Source organism: Azospirillum melinis, from assembly GCF_013340935.1.
Lineage (GTDB): Bacteria > Pseudomonadota > Alphaproteobacteria > Azospirillales > Azospirillaceae > Azospirillum > Azospirillum melinis.
Genome location: NZ_WHOS01000098.1, coordinates 1 through 15,017 on the forward strand (window position 1 = coordinate 1; position 15,017 = coordinate 15,017).

Consider the following 15,017-nt stretch of genomic DNA (forward strand, 5'->3'; position numbering starts at 1 on the left):
GCCGGAGCTGTACATCGCCGTCGGCATCTCGGGTGCGATCCAGCATCTGGCCGGCATGAAGGACAGCAAGGTCATCGTCGCGATCAACAAGGATGAGGAAGCGCCCATCTTCCAGGTCGCCGATTATGGCCTCGTCGCGGACCTCTTCAAGGCCGTGCCGGAGCTGCAGCAGGCGCTGTGAGCGCGCAGCAACCGGTCAAAGCATAAGGGCGGCCTCCATCGGAAGGCCGCCCTTTCGCTTGGGGGAAATGTCCCCAACACCCGTTCCAGCAGCAATGCGATGCCCTGGCCGACGCCGATGCACATGGTGCACAGGGCGTACCGGCCGCCGCGCAATTCCAGTTCGATCAGCGCGGTGGTGGCCAGCCGCGCACCGGACATCCCCAGCGGATGGCCGAGCGCGATGGCGCCGCCGTTGGGGTTGACCCGCGGATCGTCATCCGCCAGTCCAAGTTCCCGCAGACAGGCAAGACCCTGTGCGGCGAACGCTTCGTTCAACTCGATCACGTCGATGCGGTCGAGCGGCACGCCGGTGCGGTCGAGCAGGCGGCGAACCGCCGGGACCGGCCCCATACCCATCACGCGCGGCTCGACGCCGGCCACCGCCGCGCCGACGATGCGGGCACGCGGTGTGAGGCCGTGACGCCTGGCCGCCGCCTCTCCGGCGACGATCAGCGCCGCCGCGCCGTCGTTGATGCCCGACGCGTTGCCGGCGGTCACGGTGCCGCCGGGTCGCACCACCGGCTTCAGCGCCGCAAGCTGGTCGAGCGTGGTGTCCGGCCGCGGATGCTCGTCGGCCGTCACCTCGGTGATCGTCCCCTTGCGGCCGGCGACCGGCACGGCGACGATCTCCCGGGCAAAGCGTCCGCTGCGCTGGGCGGCGCCCGCCCGCTGTTGCGAGCGCAGGGCGAAGGCGTCCTGGTCCTCGCGGGCGATGCCATACCGCTCCGCCACCGTCTCGGCGGTTTCCGGCATGGTGTCCACGCCGTGTGACGCCTTCAGGCGCGGGTTGACGAAGCGCCAGCCCATCGTGGTGTCCTCCAGCCGCATCGCGCGGGAGAAGGCGCCGTCGGCCTTGCCCATCACGAAGGGCGCGCGCGACATGCTCTCCGCCCCGCCGGCCAGCAGCAGGGATTGTTCGCCCGCGCGCACACCGCGCGCCGCGAGTGCGATGGCGTCGAGCCCCGATCCGCACAGGCGGTTCACCGTGGTGCCGGGAACCGTTTCGGGCAGACCGGCCAGCAGGACCGCCATGCGTGCGATGTTCCGGTTGTCCTCTCCCGCCTGGTTGGCGCAGCCCAGGATCACGTCGTCGATTGCCGACGGATCGAGCGACGGGTTGCGGTCGAGCAATGCCCGCAGGGGAATGGCGGCGAGATCGTCGGCGCGCACCGGCGCCAGCGCGCCGGCGTAACGCCCGATGGGCGTGCGCACGGCATCGCACAGGAATGCTTCGGTCATGGAGTGGGTCTTCCGCTACCCGCCGCCGATGGAGCAGGACGGGCAAGTTGTTGGGCAGGAGGATGGTGGCCGGTCGCGGCAGCGATGGATGCGGCCGGCTTGTCCCCGACTATCGGAAGTCCGTCGGAATGCGGCAACTGACATAAACTTGCCGGCGCATAACCTGCGGTATTGGGCCGCGGGTGCGGTGGCCGAACGGCTGCTGGAGGCGGATGCCATCCGCATGGTGTCCTTCACCGGCTCGATCCCCGTCGGCAAGCATCTGGCCGCCCTGGCGACGCGGACGATTAAGCGCGGCGTGTTCGAGCTGGGCGGCCACGCCCCGGTGCTGGTCTTTCCCGACGTGGACGTCGAAGCGGTCGCCCGCGGTGCGGCCGCCGCCAAGTTCCGCAGTTCGGGGCAGATCTGCACGTCGCCGACCCGCTTCTATGTGCATCACTCGATCCATGACCGTCTCGCCGCCGCTTTCGCCGAAGCGGCAACGGCGATCCGTGTCGGCGATCCCTTCGACAGCGCGACGCAGATGGGGCCGGTGCAGAACGCCCGCCGGCTGGCGGCGGTCGAGGCGCTGGTGGAGGATGCCCGGCGGAACGGCGCCACGGTGGCGGCCGGCGGCGCCCGCATCGACCGGCCCGGCTTCTTCTATCGGCCGACGGTGCTGACCGGTGTCACCGACGCCTGCCGGGCCGCAAGCGAAGAGCCGTTCGGGCCGCTGGCGCTGGTCGCCTCCTTCCGCGATGCGGAGGAAGGGGTGGCATTGGCGAACCGCCTGTCGCTCGGGCTGGCGTCCTACGTCTTCACCCGTGATCTCGCGCTCGCCGACCGGCTCTCGGCGGAGATCGAATGCGGCAATGTCGTGGTGAACCATTGGGTGGTGTCGCATCCGGAAACGCCCTTCGGCGGCATCAAGGACAGCGGCATCGGACTGGAAGGCGGCACCGAGGGGTTCCAGGCGTTCGAACAGGTGAAGTTCGTCAGCCAGGCCCCTCTTTGATCGGCCCGGAAACCCTGCGTCGATCAACGGATCATGGGCGAGGGACTTTCCTCATCGTTTTTGGGGGCGTGCAAGGGTATCGGCCTTGTGCCTCCCCAGGTCCACGACGTCGCCGGGATGATCTTGCAGCAGATGACGCTGCACCTTCTGTGTGGCGGTCTTCGGGATTTCCGTCCGCATCTCGACGAAGCGCGGAATCATGAAGGCCGGGATGCGGCCGGTCAGGAAAGCCGGCAGGTCCCGTGGATCGAAGCCGGGACGGGGAACGATCACCGCCTTGATCTCCTCGCCGAGGATGTCGTCGGCAACGCCGACGACGGCGCAGTCCTGAACGGCCGGATGCTTCAGCAGGGCTGTTTCGATCTCGACGGGGGCGATCATCTCTCCGGCGCGCCGGATCAATTCCTTCATCCGGCCATCGAAATGCAGGAAGCCGTCGGCGTCGATCATGCCGAGGTCGCCGGTGTGCAGCCACAGGTTCCGCGTCGCCGCCACCGTCGCCTCGGGCTTTTTCCAGTAGCCGTCGAACATCAGGCCGGGGCGGCGGGGACGGACGACGATCTCGCCCTTCGCGCCGGGAGGGAGCGGGGTGTCGTCGGCATCGACCACGCACAGCTCGGTGTCCGGCCGGGGGGAGCCGACGCTGCCGAACTTCGCGGCCCGGGCGGTGTTCATCGACACCCAGCCGCCAGTCTCGGTCATGCCGTACAGCTCGCGCACCGTAAGGCCCAGACGCTCCTCGATCTCGCGCCAGACCCCGGGGGGCGCGCCGCCGCCGACCGCCCAGCGCAGGGAGTGGCCGGGCTCCGGCCCGGTCAGCCGCTTGGCGAGGATGCTCAGCACCGTGCCGACATAGGTGAAGCCGGTGGCGCCGTACCGCCGCGCATCCTCCAGCAGCCGCGATGCCGAAAAGCGCGGCAGCAGCGCCAGCGCCGCCCCGGCCCGCAGGCAGGACATCACGCCGTACATCTGCGGATTGGCGTGAAACAGCGGCAGGAACAGCAGGATCCGATCCTCCTCCGTCAGCTCCAGCGCCGCCGCCATATGCTCGCCCGCCAGATCGTAGCAGGCGTTCGGAATGACAGCCCCCTTGGGCAGGCCGGTGGTACCGGAGGTGTAGAGGATGGCGTTGGCCGTGCCGCCGGGCAGGGCGAGGCGGCGGCGCGGCGCCCGTCCGGGGCCGGCGGCCGTCTCGAAACGGTCGTCCATCGGCAGCAGCGCCGGGGCGGCGGCGGGCAGGGCGGGGAGGAACTCCTCCTCGGCGATCAGCAGGGAGGCTTCGCTCTGCTCCAGCAGATAGCGCAGCCCCTCGCCGACCAGGGCGGTGTTGAGCGGAACCGTGATCGCACCCAGCTCCGACAGCGCGAACCATGCGACGAGGAAGCCCGGCCGGTTGCCGACCATCATCGCCACGGTCTGACCGGCCGTCACACCCTGCGCGGTCAGACGCTCGACGGCCTCGTCCACCAGCGCCGCCATGGCGCCATAGGTGATGCTGCGGTCGCCGAACAGCAGGAAGGGACGGCCGGGCGTGGCGGCGGCGCGGGCATAGAGCGGATCGGCGATCACGACAGCGCCTCCCGCCGCAGGGCCACATGCTGTTGCAGCCGCTTGGCGATGGTGTTCTTGAGGATTTCCGACGATCCGCCGGCGATCTCGTAGGCCTTGGCGTCGCGCAGGTATCGCCCGAAGCGTGCCGATTCCATGACGCCATAGGCGCCGCAGATCTGCACGGCGCGGGCGGCGGTGTCGGTGGCGACCCGGCTGGCCAGCAGCTTGGCCTCGCTGCCGAAGCGGGCGATGTCGTCATGCGCGTCCAGCTTGCGCGCGGCTTCGTAGGTCAGCAGCCGGGCGGCGTCGATGTCCGCCAGCATGTCGGCGAAGTACCATTGGATTCCCTGGAAATCCAGGATCTTGCGGTCGAAGGCGCTGCGTCCGCCGGCGAAGTCCAACGCGCCGTCGAAGGCGGCCCGTGCGATGCCGAGGCTGATGGCGGCGGCCATGGTCCGCGAATAGTCCAAAGTCGTCACCGCCTGCCGGACGCCCTTGCCCTCCACCCCGATCAGATGGTCGGCGGGCAGTGCCACCCGGTCCAGCACCAGATCGACATGCGGCCCGTTGCGCAGGCCGAAGGTGGCGGCGTTCGGCCCTTCCTCCGTGGACACGCCATCCATGCCTTGGCGGACGAAAAAGGCCGACACGCCGACCGGCGTTTCCGCCAGAATCACGTAGGCCTCCGCGGCCGAGCCGGAGGTGATGAAGGATTTGCGGCCGCTCAGAATCCAGCGGTCGCCGTCTTGCACCGCCTTGGTGTCGAGGCTGCGGATGTCGCTGCCGTGGTTGGCCTCGGTCAAGGCGTAGGAGGTGATCAGCCCGCGGCCGAACTCCGGCAGAACCGTGCTTTTCAGGCTGTCCGCGCCGAACAGGCGGATGATGGTCTGGGCCTGCAGGATGGTGATCAGGCTGATGCCGACGGCGGCGCTGGCATAGGAGGCCTCCTCGAACAGCGCCGCACAATGGGCGAAGCCGAGGCCGCGCCCGCCGAACTCCTCCGGCAGCGTCAGGCTGGTATAGCCCTGGCGGGCCAGTTCCTTGATCGCGGCGACCGGATAGACGTCCTCCCGGTCGATGGCATCGGCGTCAGGCTCCACATGCTCGGCGACCGCGCGCCTCAGGGGCGCCAGAAATTCCGGTTCGACCGGGTCGGTCCACAACCCTATCGGCATTTGCATCGGCCGCATCCTCCCTTCGGATCCTGTCGCTATCGGCACCGGTCGCCGGCTTGATGCAGCCGGATGAGCCGCTCTTTCCCCGGGCGATTCGTTCAATGTGCGGATCGTTGACATTTTCCATTGAACTCGTTCGCATACGATAATAATCTACCGATATATCGGCTGTACATCAATCATATCTTCAAAGCGGAACCGAGGGAGGGTGCCATGAGACTGACCGACGCGCAGGTGGCCGAGTATGAGGAGCGCGGCTATCTGGTGTTTCCCGGCCTCGTATCGCACGAGGAGGTGGAAATCCTGCGCCGCGATCTGCATCGCGTGACGGGGGTCGAGGCCGAAGGCGTCATCCGTGAGAAAAGCGGTGCGGTCCGGTCGGTCTTCCGTGTGCATGACGAGACCGGTCCGACCGCATCGCCGCCGTTCCAGGCGCTGGCCACCCTGCCGCGGGTGATCGACCCGGCGCGCCAAGTGCTGGGCGACGAACCGGCCTACGTCTATCACACGAAATGCAACCTGAAGGACGCCATCGACGGCGCCATCTGGCAGTGGCACCAGGATTACGGCTACTGGAAGACCGACGGCGTCGACCGGCCGGACATGACGACGTCACTGCTGATGCTGGACGAGGCGACCGAGATCGGCGGCTGCCTCTACTTCATTCCCGGCAGCCACAAGCTGGGCCGGCTCGATCCGGAAATGGACGAGACCACGACTTCCTACAAGCTGTGGACGGTGCCCAAGGATCAGGTCATCGAGATCATGACACGGTTCGGCGATCCGGTGCCGATCACCGGCAAGCCCGGCACCGTGGTCCTGTTCCATCCGAACATCGTTCACGGCTCCGGCCACAACATGTCGCGCCATGCGCGTTGGCACATCTACACCGTCTACAATCAGGTTTCGAACAGGCCGCATGGCATTGAGAATCCCCGGCCGGAATGGGTGGTGGCGCGGCGCTGCGACGCTTTGGAGACCGGCAGCGACGACGGCATCCTGCGTCTGGCCAATGCCAATGCCAATGCCAATGCAGATGCCGAGGCCCGGCGGCCGGCGGCGGAGTAGGAGGATGGCGGGATTGACCTTCCAGGCGGCGGTGCTTCGCGAGACGGGAGCACCGCTGTCCATCGAACCGCTCACCCTGGCGCGGCTTGAGCCGGGCGACGTGCTGATCCGCATGCATGCGGCCGGCCTGTGCCACACCGACCGCGAGGCGATGACCGGTGCCTTCGCTGTGCCGCTGCCGGTCGTGCTCGGGCATGAGGGCGCCGGAGTGGTCGAGGCGGTCGGGTCGGCGGTTCAGCGGGTGAAGCCGGGCCAGCATGTGGTCTGCACCATCTATGCAGCCTGCGGCCAGTGCTATTACTGCCGCCACGACCAGCCGATGCTGTGCGACATGGTGGTGCCCAACCATCGCGCGGCGACCCTGTCGGCGGGACGCAGGCGGCTGCGCGACGCTTCCGGGGCGGAGGTCGGCCATTTCCTCAGCGTGTCGTCCTTCGCCGAATACGCGGTGGTTCCGGAGGCCGCGGCCATTCCGGTGCCGGGCGAGATGCCCTTCGACCGCGCCTGCCTGCTGGGTTGCAGCGTCATCACCGGCGTCGGAGCGGCGCTGCGCGTCGCCCGGGTCGGGCTGGGCGACAGCGTGGTGGTGATCGGCTGCGGCCCGGTGGGGCTGAACGTGGTGCAGGGCGCAAGGCTGGCCGGGGCCGGGGCGATCATCGCCGTCGACCGCCGGGCCGACAAGTTGGAGCGCGCCAGGGCCTTCGGCGCCACCCACAGCATGTTCGGCAGCGAGGAGTTGGGCAGCGAGGATCTGGCAGCCCAAGTGCGGGCGATCACCGGCGGGCGCGGAGCCGACCACGCCTTCGAGGCGGCGGGCGTCATCGGCTCCCTCCAGGAGTCGGTGGACTGCACCCGGCCGGGCGGCAGCGTCACCATCCTGGGCAAGACCGATCCCAGCCGGCTGGTCGAACTGCGTTTCGGCTCGATCAGCGGCGAGCGGCGCATCCTGCGCTCCAGCCTGGGCGGAGCGAAGGCGGCCGACGATTTCCCGGCCTATGCGCAAGCCTATCTCGACGGCCGGCTGCGCCTGGACGAGATGATCGACCGGCGCCTGCCGCTGGCCGCCATCAACGATGCTTTCGAGGATGTGGAGCGCGGCGATGTCATCCGTGCCGTGGTGGTGATGCATGAGTGACGACCCAGTCGAGAACCCCGGCACCGCCCGGCTGGAGCGGCGGGGCGCCGTCGCCATCCTGACGCTGGATGCGCCGAGGACCCGCAACGCCGTCACCGATCCGCCGGTGCTGAACCCGCTTATCGCGGCGCTGGAGGAGGTGCGGGACGACCGCTCGGTGCGGGTGCTGGTGGTGACCGGCGCCGGCAAGGCCTTCAGCGCCGGCGGCAACATCCACGACATCCGCGACCGGCGCGGCATGTTCGGCGGTCCTGCCGATCAGGTGCGCAACGCCTACCGCGCCGGGGTCCAGCGCATCCCCCGCGCCATGGCCGATCTCGAAATCCCGGTGATCGCGGCGGTGAACGGCCCTGCCTATGGCGCAGGCTGCGATCTGGTTTTCATGTGCGACCTGCGCATCGCCGGGGAGTCGGCGCGGATCAGTTCCAATTTCGTGAAGCTGGGGCTGATTTCCGGCGATGGCGGGCTGTGGTTCCTCACGCGCGTCGCCGGTCCGGCGGTGGCCGCCGAGATGGCTTTCACCGGACGGGCGGTCGGCGGCGCGGAAGCGGCGGCCCTGGGGCTGGTGTCCCGCGTGGTGCCGGACGCCGACCTGATGCCGACGGCGCTCGCCCTGGCGGAGGAGATCGCCGCCAATCCGCCGGAAGCGGTGCGCATGACCAAGCGCATGCTGCAGCAGGCGGGCCGGGTCGATCTGTCCACCATGCTCGACATGGCGGCGGCGTTGCAGGGCATCTGCCACGCGGGAGAGGAATCCCGCCTCGCCATCGCGGCGGCGATGAAGCCTGTCTCCTGATCCGCCGAGTTTCCAGCCGCTGCAAGGTCCGGCGCCAAACGACCGGCCCATCATGACGGCTCCAGCCAACCGGACAATCATCTGAAGAGGGAGGGACGACCCATGATGAAACTCATGTCGCACGGGTTGCTGGCCGCCACGGCCGCAGGCATCGCGCTGGCATTCGGCACGCTGTCCTGGTCGGCCGCAGCCCAGACGACCACCGCCCAATCCGCGCCTGCCAAGGCGACCGGCCCGATCCGCATCGGCGTGCTGACCGACCTGTCCGGCTCGCTTGCCGACCTCAGCGGCAGCGGCAGCGTCGAGGCGGTGAAAATGGCCGTGGAGGATTTCGGCGCCTCCGTGCTCGGCCGTCCGGTGGAGGTGCTGTCCGCCGACCACCAGAACAAGGCCGACATCGGCGTGCAGATCGCTGCCGACTGGTACGACAACAAGAATGTCGAGGTGGTGATCGACCTGCCCAACTCGGCGGTGATGCTGGCGATCCAGGAGCTGACCCGGCGCAAGAACAAAATCGTCTTCGGCACCGCCGGCGGCTCGTCGGACTTCACCGGCAAGAGCTGCTCGCCCAACGGCGTCCACTGGGTCTACGATACCTACGCGCTGGCCGCCGGCACCGGGCGGACCATGGTGAAGCAGGGCGGCGACAGCTGGTACTTCATCACGCTGGATTATTCCTTCGGCCTGTCGCTGGAACGCGACACCGCCGCCTTCGTCACCGGTGCCGGCGGCAAGGTGCTGGGTTCGGCCCGCCATCCGCTGAACAGCGCCGACTTCTCCTCCTATCTTCTGCAGGCACAGGCGAGCGGGGCCAAGGTCATCGGGCTTGCCAACGCGGGCGGCGACCTGATCAACACCGTCAAGCAGGCGGCGGAATTCGGCATAACGAAGCAGGGCCAGAAGCTGGCCGGGCTTCTGATGTTCCTGTCGGACATCCATGCGCTCGGTCTGGAGACGGCACAGGGACTGGTGTTGACCGAATCCTTCTACTGGGATCAGAACGAGGAGACCCGTGCCTTTTCCAAGCGGTTCTTCGAGCGGACCGGCCGCATGCCGACCATGGTGCAAGCCGGCGACTACGGCGCGATCACGCATTACCTGAAGGCCGTGAAGGCGGCCGGCACCATCGAAGCGCCGACCGTCATGAAGACGATGCGTGACACGCCGATCAACGACTTCATGACCAAGAACGGCCGCATTCGCGAGGATGGCCGGGTGTTGCGCGACATGTACCTGTTCGAGGTGAAGACCCCGGCGGACTCCAAGGGCAAATGGGACTATTACAAGCAGCTCGGCGTCATCGCCGCCGCCGATGCCGCCCGCCCGCTGGCCGAGAGCGACTGCCCGCTGGTCCGCAAATCCGCCGATGCCGGCAAGCCGTAACTGGCGGATCGGTTTCGGGCGCCTCCGTCCGCTTGCGTCTCCGGTCCCGGCGCGCTAAAGCCAGGATAGGAAACGCGAGCGGGCGTTGGATCGGGCCGGGCTCGAACCGGTGCCAGGAGACGGGGGCGACAGGGTGACAGAGCCGGCCAGTCAGCAGATGGGGCAGCAGGCGGGAGCCCAGATCGAAGCCGGGTCGATGGCCGATCAGGCCTATGCCGCCATCGAGGAACTGATCGTGTCGGGCACGCTGCCGCCGCGCAGCTTCGTGTCGGAGAAGCAGATCAGCGCGCAGCTCGGCATCGGCCGCACCCCGGTGCGCGAGGCGCTGAAGCGGCTGGAGATGGACGGTCTGGTGACCATCGTCCCGTCACGCGGGATCATGGTCACCGAAGTGGACGTGAAGCTTCAGCTCTACGTGCTGGACGTGCGGCGCGAACTGGAACGCCTGATCGCCCGCCGCGCCGCCCGTTACGCGCTTGCCCCCGAACGGGAGCGGTGCCGCGCCATCGCCGGCGAGATGCTGGAGGCGGCCCGCAATGGCGACGGCATGCGTTTCATGCATCTCGACCAGGAGGTGAACCAGCTGCTGGACCAGAGCGCCCGCAACCCGGTGGCGACCCAGACCATCCGGCCGCTGCGGTCGCTGTCCCGCCGATTCTGGTTCCAGAATTACCATGCCCATATCGGCAGCCTGGAGGATGGGGCCAAGACCCATGCCGACCTGATGCTGGCGATCCACCGCGGCGACGCGGAGGAAGCGGCCGCGGCCTCGGACCGGCTGATGGCCTATGTCGAGGCCTATGCGCGCGAAACCCTGCGTTACCCGTTCGACGGTCCAGCGCCTCAATAAGGCGGGCCGGGACGATGGCAATGCCTGTCCCGTCCCGCCTGCCGTCAGGAGGCAGGCGCCAGCGCCCTGGTGAACTGGGCCAGATTGTGGCGCATCATGTCGACGTAGGTCGCCGCCGGGCCGTCCGCTGCCGACAGCGCATCGGAATAGACCCGCCCGCCGATGCGCGCACCGGTCTCCCGCGTGATCTGCTCCAGCAGGCGCGGATCGGCGATGGTCTCGACGAAGACCGCCTTGATCTTCTCCGTCTTGATTTGGCGGATCAGCTTGGCGATGTCGCCGGCCGCCGCCTCGGATTCGGTCGACATGCCGACGGGGGCGAGGAAGGTGACGCCGTAGGCCTTGCCGTAATAGCCGAAGGCGTCGTGCGAGGTGACGATCTTGCGATCCTTGCGCGGGATCGGCTTCAGCGCGGCCTTGATCTCCGATTCCACCGCGTCGAGCTTCGCCTTGAACGCGGCGTGGTTGGCGCGCAGGGTGGCGGCCTTGTCGGGAGCGGCGGCGACAAGGCCCTTGAGGATGTTGTCGGCGTAGATCCTGGCGTTGGCGACCGACTGCCAGGCGTGCGGGTCGTGGGCGCCGTGGCCGTGATCGTGTTCGTGATCGTGTTCGTGGCCTTGGCCCTCATGGCCGGCCTCGTCATGCTCCTCCTCGCCGGCGATGGGCTTGACGCCGGTGCTGGTGACGGTGACCGGACCCTTGTAGCCGGACGCCTTGACCAGCCTGTCGATCCAGCCCTCCATGCCCAGGCCGTTGACGACGACAAGCTTGGCGGCGCCGAGTGCACGTGCATCGGCGGGGGTCGGTTCATAGACATGGGCGTCGCCGTCGGGGCCGACCAGCGTCGTCACCGCGACCTCGTCGCCGCCGATCTGGCGGACCATGTCGCCGAGAATGGTGAAGGTGGCGACCACCTTCACCGGTTCGGCCAGGGCGGGAAGCGCGAAAAGCGCCATCGCCATCGCCAGGGAAGCGGCGAATGAACGGTTCATCGGGAATTCTCCTTGTAAGGAAGCACGGAAATCACGCCTCCAGATGCCGGCCGGGAAACCAGCGCGTCCGCAGGCTGCCGACCGGCCCCAGCGCCAGCGACAGCAGGTAGCCGGCCCCGGCGACCAGGACGATGGACGGCCCGGACGGCAGATTGAGGTGGAAGGACAGCAGCAGCCCGCCGATGCCGGCCGCGAAGGCGAGCGCCATGGCGGTCAGCGCCAGCGTGGCGATGCCCTCGGCCCAGAAGCGCGCCGAGGCGGCCGGCAGCATCATCAGCCCCACCGCCATCAGCGTGCCCAGCGCCTGGAAGCCGCCGACGAGGTTGAGGACCACCAGCACCAGGAAGACGAGGTGGCACAGCGCGCCCAGCCGCCCGCCCGCCCCGCCGACCGCGCGCAGGAAGCCGGGATCGAAGCATTCCACGACGAGCGGGCGGTAGAGCAGGGCCAGCGTCAGCAGCGTGACGGTGGCGATGCCGGCGACCAGCAGGAGACCGGCATCGTCAACCGCCAGGATGGTGCCGAACAGCACATGCATCAGGTCGACGTTGCTGCCGCGCAGCGAGACGATCAGCACCCCGCCGGCCAGCGAGATCAGGTAGAAGGCGGCGAAGCTGGCATCCTCGCGCAAGGCGGTGACCCGCGACACCAGCCCGGCGAGCAGCGCCACCGCCAGCCCGGCGAGAAAGCCGCCGATGCTCATCGCCCACAAGGACAGGCCGGCGGCGAGAAAGCCGATGGCGGCGCCGGGAAGCACGGCATGGGACATGGCGTCGCCCATCAGGCTCATCCGCCGCAGCACCAGCAGAACCCCCACCGGGCCGCATCCGAGCGACAGCGCCAGACAGGCGGCGAGCGCCCGCCTCATGAAGCCGAACTCCAGAAAGGGGGCGGCGGCGAAGTCATAGAGGGTCATGGCGCGGACCTCCGGCAAAGCGCGGCCTTGTCGTCCCAGGATTCCGCCATCGCACGGGCGCGGGCGAGGTTGGCGGGAGCCAGTGCGTCGGCGGTTCGGTCCCAGGCGACCGGCTCGCGCGCCAGCAGAAGCGTTTCGGGGAAATGGCTGCGGACCTGCTCCAGGTCGTGAAGCACGGCGACCACGGTGCGCCGTTCGCCATGCCAGCGCCGCACGACCTCGAGCAGATCGGCGGTCGTCCTGGCGTCGATGGCGGTGAAGGGCTCGTCGAGCAGGATCAGGCGGGCGTCCTGCAGCAGCAGGCGGGCGAACAGCACGCGCTGGAACTGGCCGGCCGACAGGGCGGCGATGGGGCGCCGCTTGAAGCCGGACAGGCCGACAGCGGCCAGCGCCTCCCCGGCCTGCCGCGTCAGGGCAGGCCCAATGGAGCGGAACAGACCGACCCGCCGCCAATGTCCGAGCAGGACGGTGTCGAGCACGTCGATGGGAAAATCGCGTTCGATCCCGGCCTGCTGCGGCAGATAGGCAATGTCGGCGGCGGTCAGTCCGTGCAGCGTCACCCGGCCGTCGAGGGGGCGCAGCGCGCCGACGATTGCCTTGAGCAGGGTGCTCTTGCCGGCACCGTTCGGGCCGACCACGGCGGTGAGCGAACCCTCGCGGAAGCCGCCGGACAGATGGTGGACCGCCGGATGCCGCCGGTATCCCAGAGTGAGGTCGGTCAGGCGGATGAGCGGATTCGCCAGTGCGTCAGCGGTGGTCGATGCCATGTCAGATCGTCCGATCCAGTGCCCAGGCGACCGTCAGCCACAGGAGGGCGCACAAAAGAGCGGCGGCGGCGATCCGGCTCAGCGCGGAGGCGGCCAGCGGCGAGCGGGAGCGGTCAGTGATCATCATGGTCCAGGCAGAGCAGCAGACGGCGCGCACCGGACGGGTCGGCCGGCGGCGAGCGATGGACGAGACCGCGCCCGCGGTTGCCGGGCCATGCCTCTCCCTTCAGCAGGGCGACATGGCCGGCACGGAGCATCTGGATGCGGCGCGGATCGGACAGCACGGCATCGTTGTCGCCACGGCCCAGCGCCGGGCGGGTGACCGCCCCATCGGGCAGCCACTGCGTGCCGGCACCCCGGTAGGTGCAGAGCAGGCGGAGGCCGACATGATCGACATGGAAAAACCGGCAGCCGTCACCGGACATGCTGTCCAGGCGAAGCCGGATCGCGGTGCATCCGAGGATGTCCGCATACACCGTCACCAGATGGACGATATCGTCGAACAGCGGCCCCGCGTTCCAGCGTGACGGCAGAGCGGCGGCCAGATCGGCGGTCACCTCATCCGGTGTCGTCGCGAGTTGGAAGGACGGCCAGTCCTGTTCCGCGAGCTGGGCGCACTGTCCGGAGATCCCGGCCGGCAACCGGCGGCGCCAGACGGCCAAGTTAACGTCGGAGCGCCGGATGACCGATAAGGCGTTGGCAGTACGGCACCGGGCGGGCTTTCCATGTCCCTTCGGACTGGCGGACGGCCGCATGGCGACAGGGGCCGGAGAATTGGGGGCCAGGGAATTGGGAAGGCTTTGCATGCGGCCTCGGCGGAAAACGGCGATAGAATAGTAATGTTATATCATAACATCTATTGCAAGCGCGCTCTTGCTCCGCCCGGCCCTGCTGGCCGCGCTGATGGTGAGCGCGGCGTTGAACGCACCGAAGTCGGCGGATCCGGAGTTCAGTTTCCGCATGCGGTACGGGATCGCACCGACCGGTTCCTGACCGGCGGCGACCAGTCGGGCCGCCGCACCTACGATCTCCGGAATCCCAAGGTCGGGATTCTGTGGGACGTCGATCCGGATTGGCAGGTGTTCGGCACCATCTCGCGCAATGCGGAGGTGCCGCCCCTCGACGCCCAGACGGCAATCACCTGCGAGATCGGCACGCGAGGCCGAAGGGCCGGCGTCACTGGAGGATCTGGTGCAGGAAGCTGCGGGTCCGTTCGTGACGCGGGGAGTCGAAGAACTCGTCGGGCCCGGCGCATTCGACGATCCGTCCCACATCCATGAAGACCACCCGGTCGGCGACGCGGCGGGCGAAGCCCATCTCGTGCGTCACCACGATCATGGTCATGCCGTCCTCGGCCAGCGACACCATGGTCTCCAGAACCTCCTTCACCATCTCCGGATCGAGCGCCGAGGTCGGCTCGTCGAACAGCATCACCTGCGGCTCCATGCACAGGGCGCGGGCAATGGCCACCCGCTGCTGCTGCCCGCCGGAAAGCTGGCCGGGGAATTTCGCCGCCTGCTCGGCGATGCGGACGCGCCGCAGCAGCTGCATCGCCCGATCCTCGGCCTCCCGGCGCGGGGTGCCGCGCGCCAGCATCTGCGGCAGGGCGCAGTTGTCGAGGATCGACAAATGGGGGAACAGGTTGAAGTGCTGGAACACCATGCCGACGCCGCGGCGGACGGCGTCGATGTTGCGCACGCTGTCGGTCAGCTCCACCCCGTTGACGGCGATGCGGCCGGCCTGATGCTCCTCCAGCCGGTTGATGCAGCGGATCAGCGTCGATTTGCCGGACCCCGACGGGCCGCAGACGACGATGCGTTCTCCCGCCGCCACGGTCAGGTCGACCTTCGAAAGCACCTGGAAGGTGCCGTACCATTTGTCGACCGCCTCGATCAGGATGGCGGGGTTCGCGGCAGCGGGGGCAGGGGA

At 68.6% G+C, this 15,017-nt stretch carries 16 protein-coding genes; 7 read left to right on the forward strand and 9 right to left on the reverse strand.

Features of this window, described 5'->3' with window-relative positions; genetic code table 11:
- On the forward strand, positions 1-181 hold a 181-nt coding region (locus tag GBZ48_RS34255; RefSeq protein ID WP_211105997.1), incomplete at its 5' end, for an electron transfer flavoprotein subunit alpha/FixB family protein.
- Here GBZ48_RS34255 and pcaF read toward each other — a convergent pair.
- Positions 124-1,461: a 3-oxoadipyl-CoA thiolase gene (gene pcaF, locus GBZ48_RS34260; RefSeq protein ID WP_174475117.1), complete on the reverse strand. Its 1,338-nt coding sequence runs from the start codon at positions 1,459-1,461 to the stop codon at positions 124-126. The genes GBZ48_RS34255 and pcaF overlap by 58 nt on opposite strands.
- A 148-nt stretch (positions 1,462-1,609) precedes the next feature.
- Between pcaF and GBZ48_RS34265 the strand changes: the two genes are divergently transcribed.
- A complete protein-coding gene (locus GBZ48_RS34265; protein WP_174475118.1) occupies positions 1,610-2,455 on the forward strand; it encodes an aldehyde dehydrogenase family protein in 846 nt (281 codons plus the stop codon).
- A gap of 51 nt (positions 2,456-2,506) precedes the next feature.
- Here GBZ48_RS34265 and GBZ48_RS34270 read toward each other — a convergent pair whose 3' ends face one another.
- Together GBZ48_RS34270 and GBZ48_RS34275 are read right to left on the reverse strand one after the other, a co-directional pair.
- Entirely contained in the window at positions 2,507-4,024 is a 1,518-nt protein-coding gene (locus tag GBZ48_RS34270) for an AMP-binding protein (RefSeq protein WP_174475119.1), read from the reverse strand.
- Positions 4,021-5,187 carry an acyl-CoA dehydrogenase family protein gene (locus GBZ48_RS34275; RefSeq protein ID WP_209798326.1) on the reverse strand — a complete coding sequence of 389 codons (1,167 nt, stop codon included), beginning with the start codon at positions 5,185-5,187 and terminating at the stop codon, positions 4,021-4,023. The genes GBZ48_RS34270 and GBZ48_RS34275 overlap by 4 nt, the downstream gene beginning before the upstream one ends.
- 207 nt (positions 5,188-5,394) lie before the next feature.
- On the opposite strand from GBZ48_RS34275, the gene GBZ48_RS34280 reads away from it, so the two are divergent.
- From GBZ48_RS34280 to GBZ48_RS34300, 5 genes are all read left to right on the forward strand, one after another.
- Positions 5,395-6,249, forward strand: a complete 855-nt coding sequence (locus GBZ48_RS34280) for a phytanoyl-CoA dioxygenase family protein (RefSeq protein WP_174475121.1) — start codon at positions 5,395-5,397, stop codon at positions 6,247-6,249.
- 4 nt (positions 6,250-6,253) lie between these two features.
- Positions 6,254-7,384, forward strand: coding sequence for an alcohol dehydrogenase catalytic domain-containing protein (locus GBZ48_RS34285; protein ID WP_174475122.1), 1,131 nt, complete (start codon positions 6,254-6,256; stop codon positions 7,382-7,384).
- A complete protein-coding gene (locus GBZ48_RS34290; protein WP_174475123.1) occupies positions 7,377-8,180 on the forward strand; it encodes an enoyl-CoA hydratase-related protein in 804 nt (267 codons plus the stop codon). Before GBZ48_RS34285 ends, GBZ48_RS34290 begins: the two co-directional genes overlap by 8 nt.
- 102 nt (positions 8,181-8,282) lie before the next feature.
- Entirely contained in the window at positions 8,283-9,563 is a 1,281-nt protein-coding gene (locus tag GBZ48_RS34295) for an ABC transporter substrate-binding protein (protein WP_246307661.1), read from the forward strand.
- A gap of 133 nt (positions 9,564-9,696) precedes the next feature.
- Positions 9,697-10,413, forward strand: coding sequence for a GntR family transcriptional regulator (locus GBZ48_RS34300; RefSeq protein WP_174475124.1), 717 nt, complete (start codon positions 9,697-9,699; stop codon positions 10,411-10,413).
- A gap of 44 nt (positions 10,414-10,457) precedes the next feature.
- On the opposite strand, the gene GBZ48_RS34305 is transcribed toward GBZ48_RS34300, so the two are convergent.
- The 6 genes from GBZ48_RS34305 to GBZ48_RS34325 all read right to left on the reverse strand — a co-directional run bounded on the left by GBZ48_RS34305 (position 10,458) and on the right by GBZ48_RS34325 (position 14,987).
- On the reverse strand, positions 10,458-11,405 hold the full coding sequence (locus GBZ48_RS34305) for a metal ABC transporter substrate-binding protein (protein WP_174475125.1): 948 nt from the start codon (positions 11,403-11,405) through the stop codon (positions 10,458-10,460).
- Positions 11,406-11,436: 31 nt separating this feature from the next.
- Entirely contained in the window at positions 11,437-12,321 is an 885-nt protein-coding gene (locus GBZ48_RS34310) for a metal ABC transporter permease (RefSeq protein ID WP_174475126.1), read from the reverse strand.
- Positions 12,318-13,088: a metal ABC transporter ATP-binding protein gene (locus GBZ48_RS34315; protein WP_174475127.1), complete on the reverse strand. Its 771-nt coding sequence runs from the start codon at positions 13,086-13,088 to the stop codon at positions 12,318-12,320. Before GBZ48_RS34315 ends, GBZ48_RS34310 begins: the two co-directional genes overlap by 4 nt.
- 1 nt (position 13,089) lies before the next feature.
- Positions 13,090-13,215: a hypothetical protein gene (locus tag GBZ48_RS36855; RefSeq protein ID WP_281362524.1), complete on the reverse strand. Its 126-nt coding sequence runs from the start codon at positions 13,213-13,215 to the stop codon at positions 13,090-13,092.
- Positions 13,202-13,894 carry a DUF1826 domain-containing protein gene (locus tag GBZ48_RS34320; protein ID WP_174475128.1) on the reverse strand — a complete coding sequence of 231 codons (693 nt, stop codon included), beginning with the start codon at positions 13,892-13,894 and terminating at the stop codon, positions 13,202-13,204. Before GBZ48_RS34320 ends, GBZ48_RS36855 begins: the two co-directional genes overlap by 14 nt.
- Before the next feature lie 370 nt (positions 13,895-14,264).
- A complete protein-coding gene (locus tag GBZ48_RS34325) occupies positions 14,265-14,987 on the reverse strand; it encodes an ATP-binding cassette domain-containing protein (RefSeq protein WP_174475130.1) in 723 nt (240 codons plus the stop codon).
- Positions 14,988-15,017: the final 30 nt, after the last annotated feature.

Excerpts from the sequence above, each read along its gene's own strand:
- GBZ48_RS34295 (WP_246307661.1), top strand. The coding sequence starts at position 8,283 with ATGATGAAACTCATGTCGCACGGGTTGCTGGCCGCCACGGCCGCAGGC.
- GBZ48_RS34290 (WP_174475123.1), top strand. The coding sequence starts at position 7,377 with ATGAGTGACGACCCAGTCGAGAACCCCGGCACCGCCCGGCTGGAGCGG.
- GBZ48_RS34275 (WP_209798326.1), bottom strand. The coding sequence starts at position 5,187 with ATGCAAATGCCGATAGGGTTGTGGACCGACCCGGTCGAACCGGAATTT.
- GBZ48_RS34305 (WP_174475125.1), bottom strand. The coding sequence starts at position 11,405 with ATGAACCGTTCATTCGCCGCTTCCCTGGCGATGGCGATGGCGCTTTTC.
- GBZ48_RS34280 (WP_174475121.1), top strand. The coding sequence starts at position 5,395 with ATGAGACTGACCGACGCGCAGGTGGCCGAGTATGAGGAGCGCGGCTAT.
- GBZ48_RS34315 (WP_174475127.1), bottom strand. The coding sequence starts at position 13,088 with ATGGCATCGACCACCGCTGACGCACTGGCGAATCCGCTCATCCGCCTG.
- GBZ48_RS34320 (WP_174475128.1), bottom strand. The coding sequence starts at position 13,894 with ATGCAAAGCCTTCCCAATTCCCTGGCCCCCAATTCTCCGGCCCCTGTC.
- GBZ48_RS36855 (WP_281362524.1), bottom strand. The coding sequence starts at position 13,215 with ATGATGATCACTGACCGCTCCCGCTCGCCGCTGGCCGCCTCCGCGCTG.
- GBZ48_RS34310 (WP_174475126.1), bottom strand. The coding sequence starts at position 12,321 with ATGACCCTCTATGACTTCGCCGCCGCCCCCTTTCTGGAGTTCGGCTTC.
- GBZ48_RS34285 (WP_174475122.1), top strand. The coding sequence starts at position 6,254 with ATGGCGGGATTGACCTTCCAGGCGGCGGTGCTTCGCGAGACGGGAGCA.
- pcaF (WP_174475117.1), bottom strand. The coding sequence starts at position 1,461 with ATGACCGAAGCATTCCTGTGCGATGCCGTGCGCACGCCCATCGGGCGT.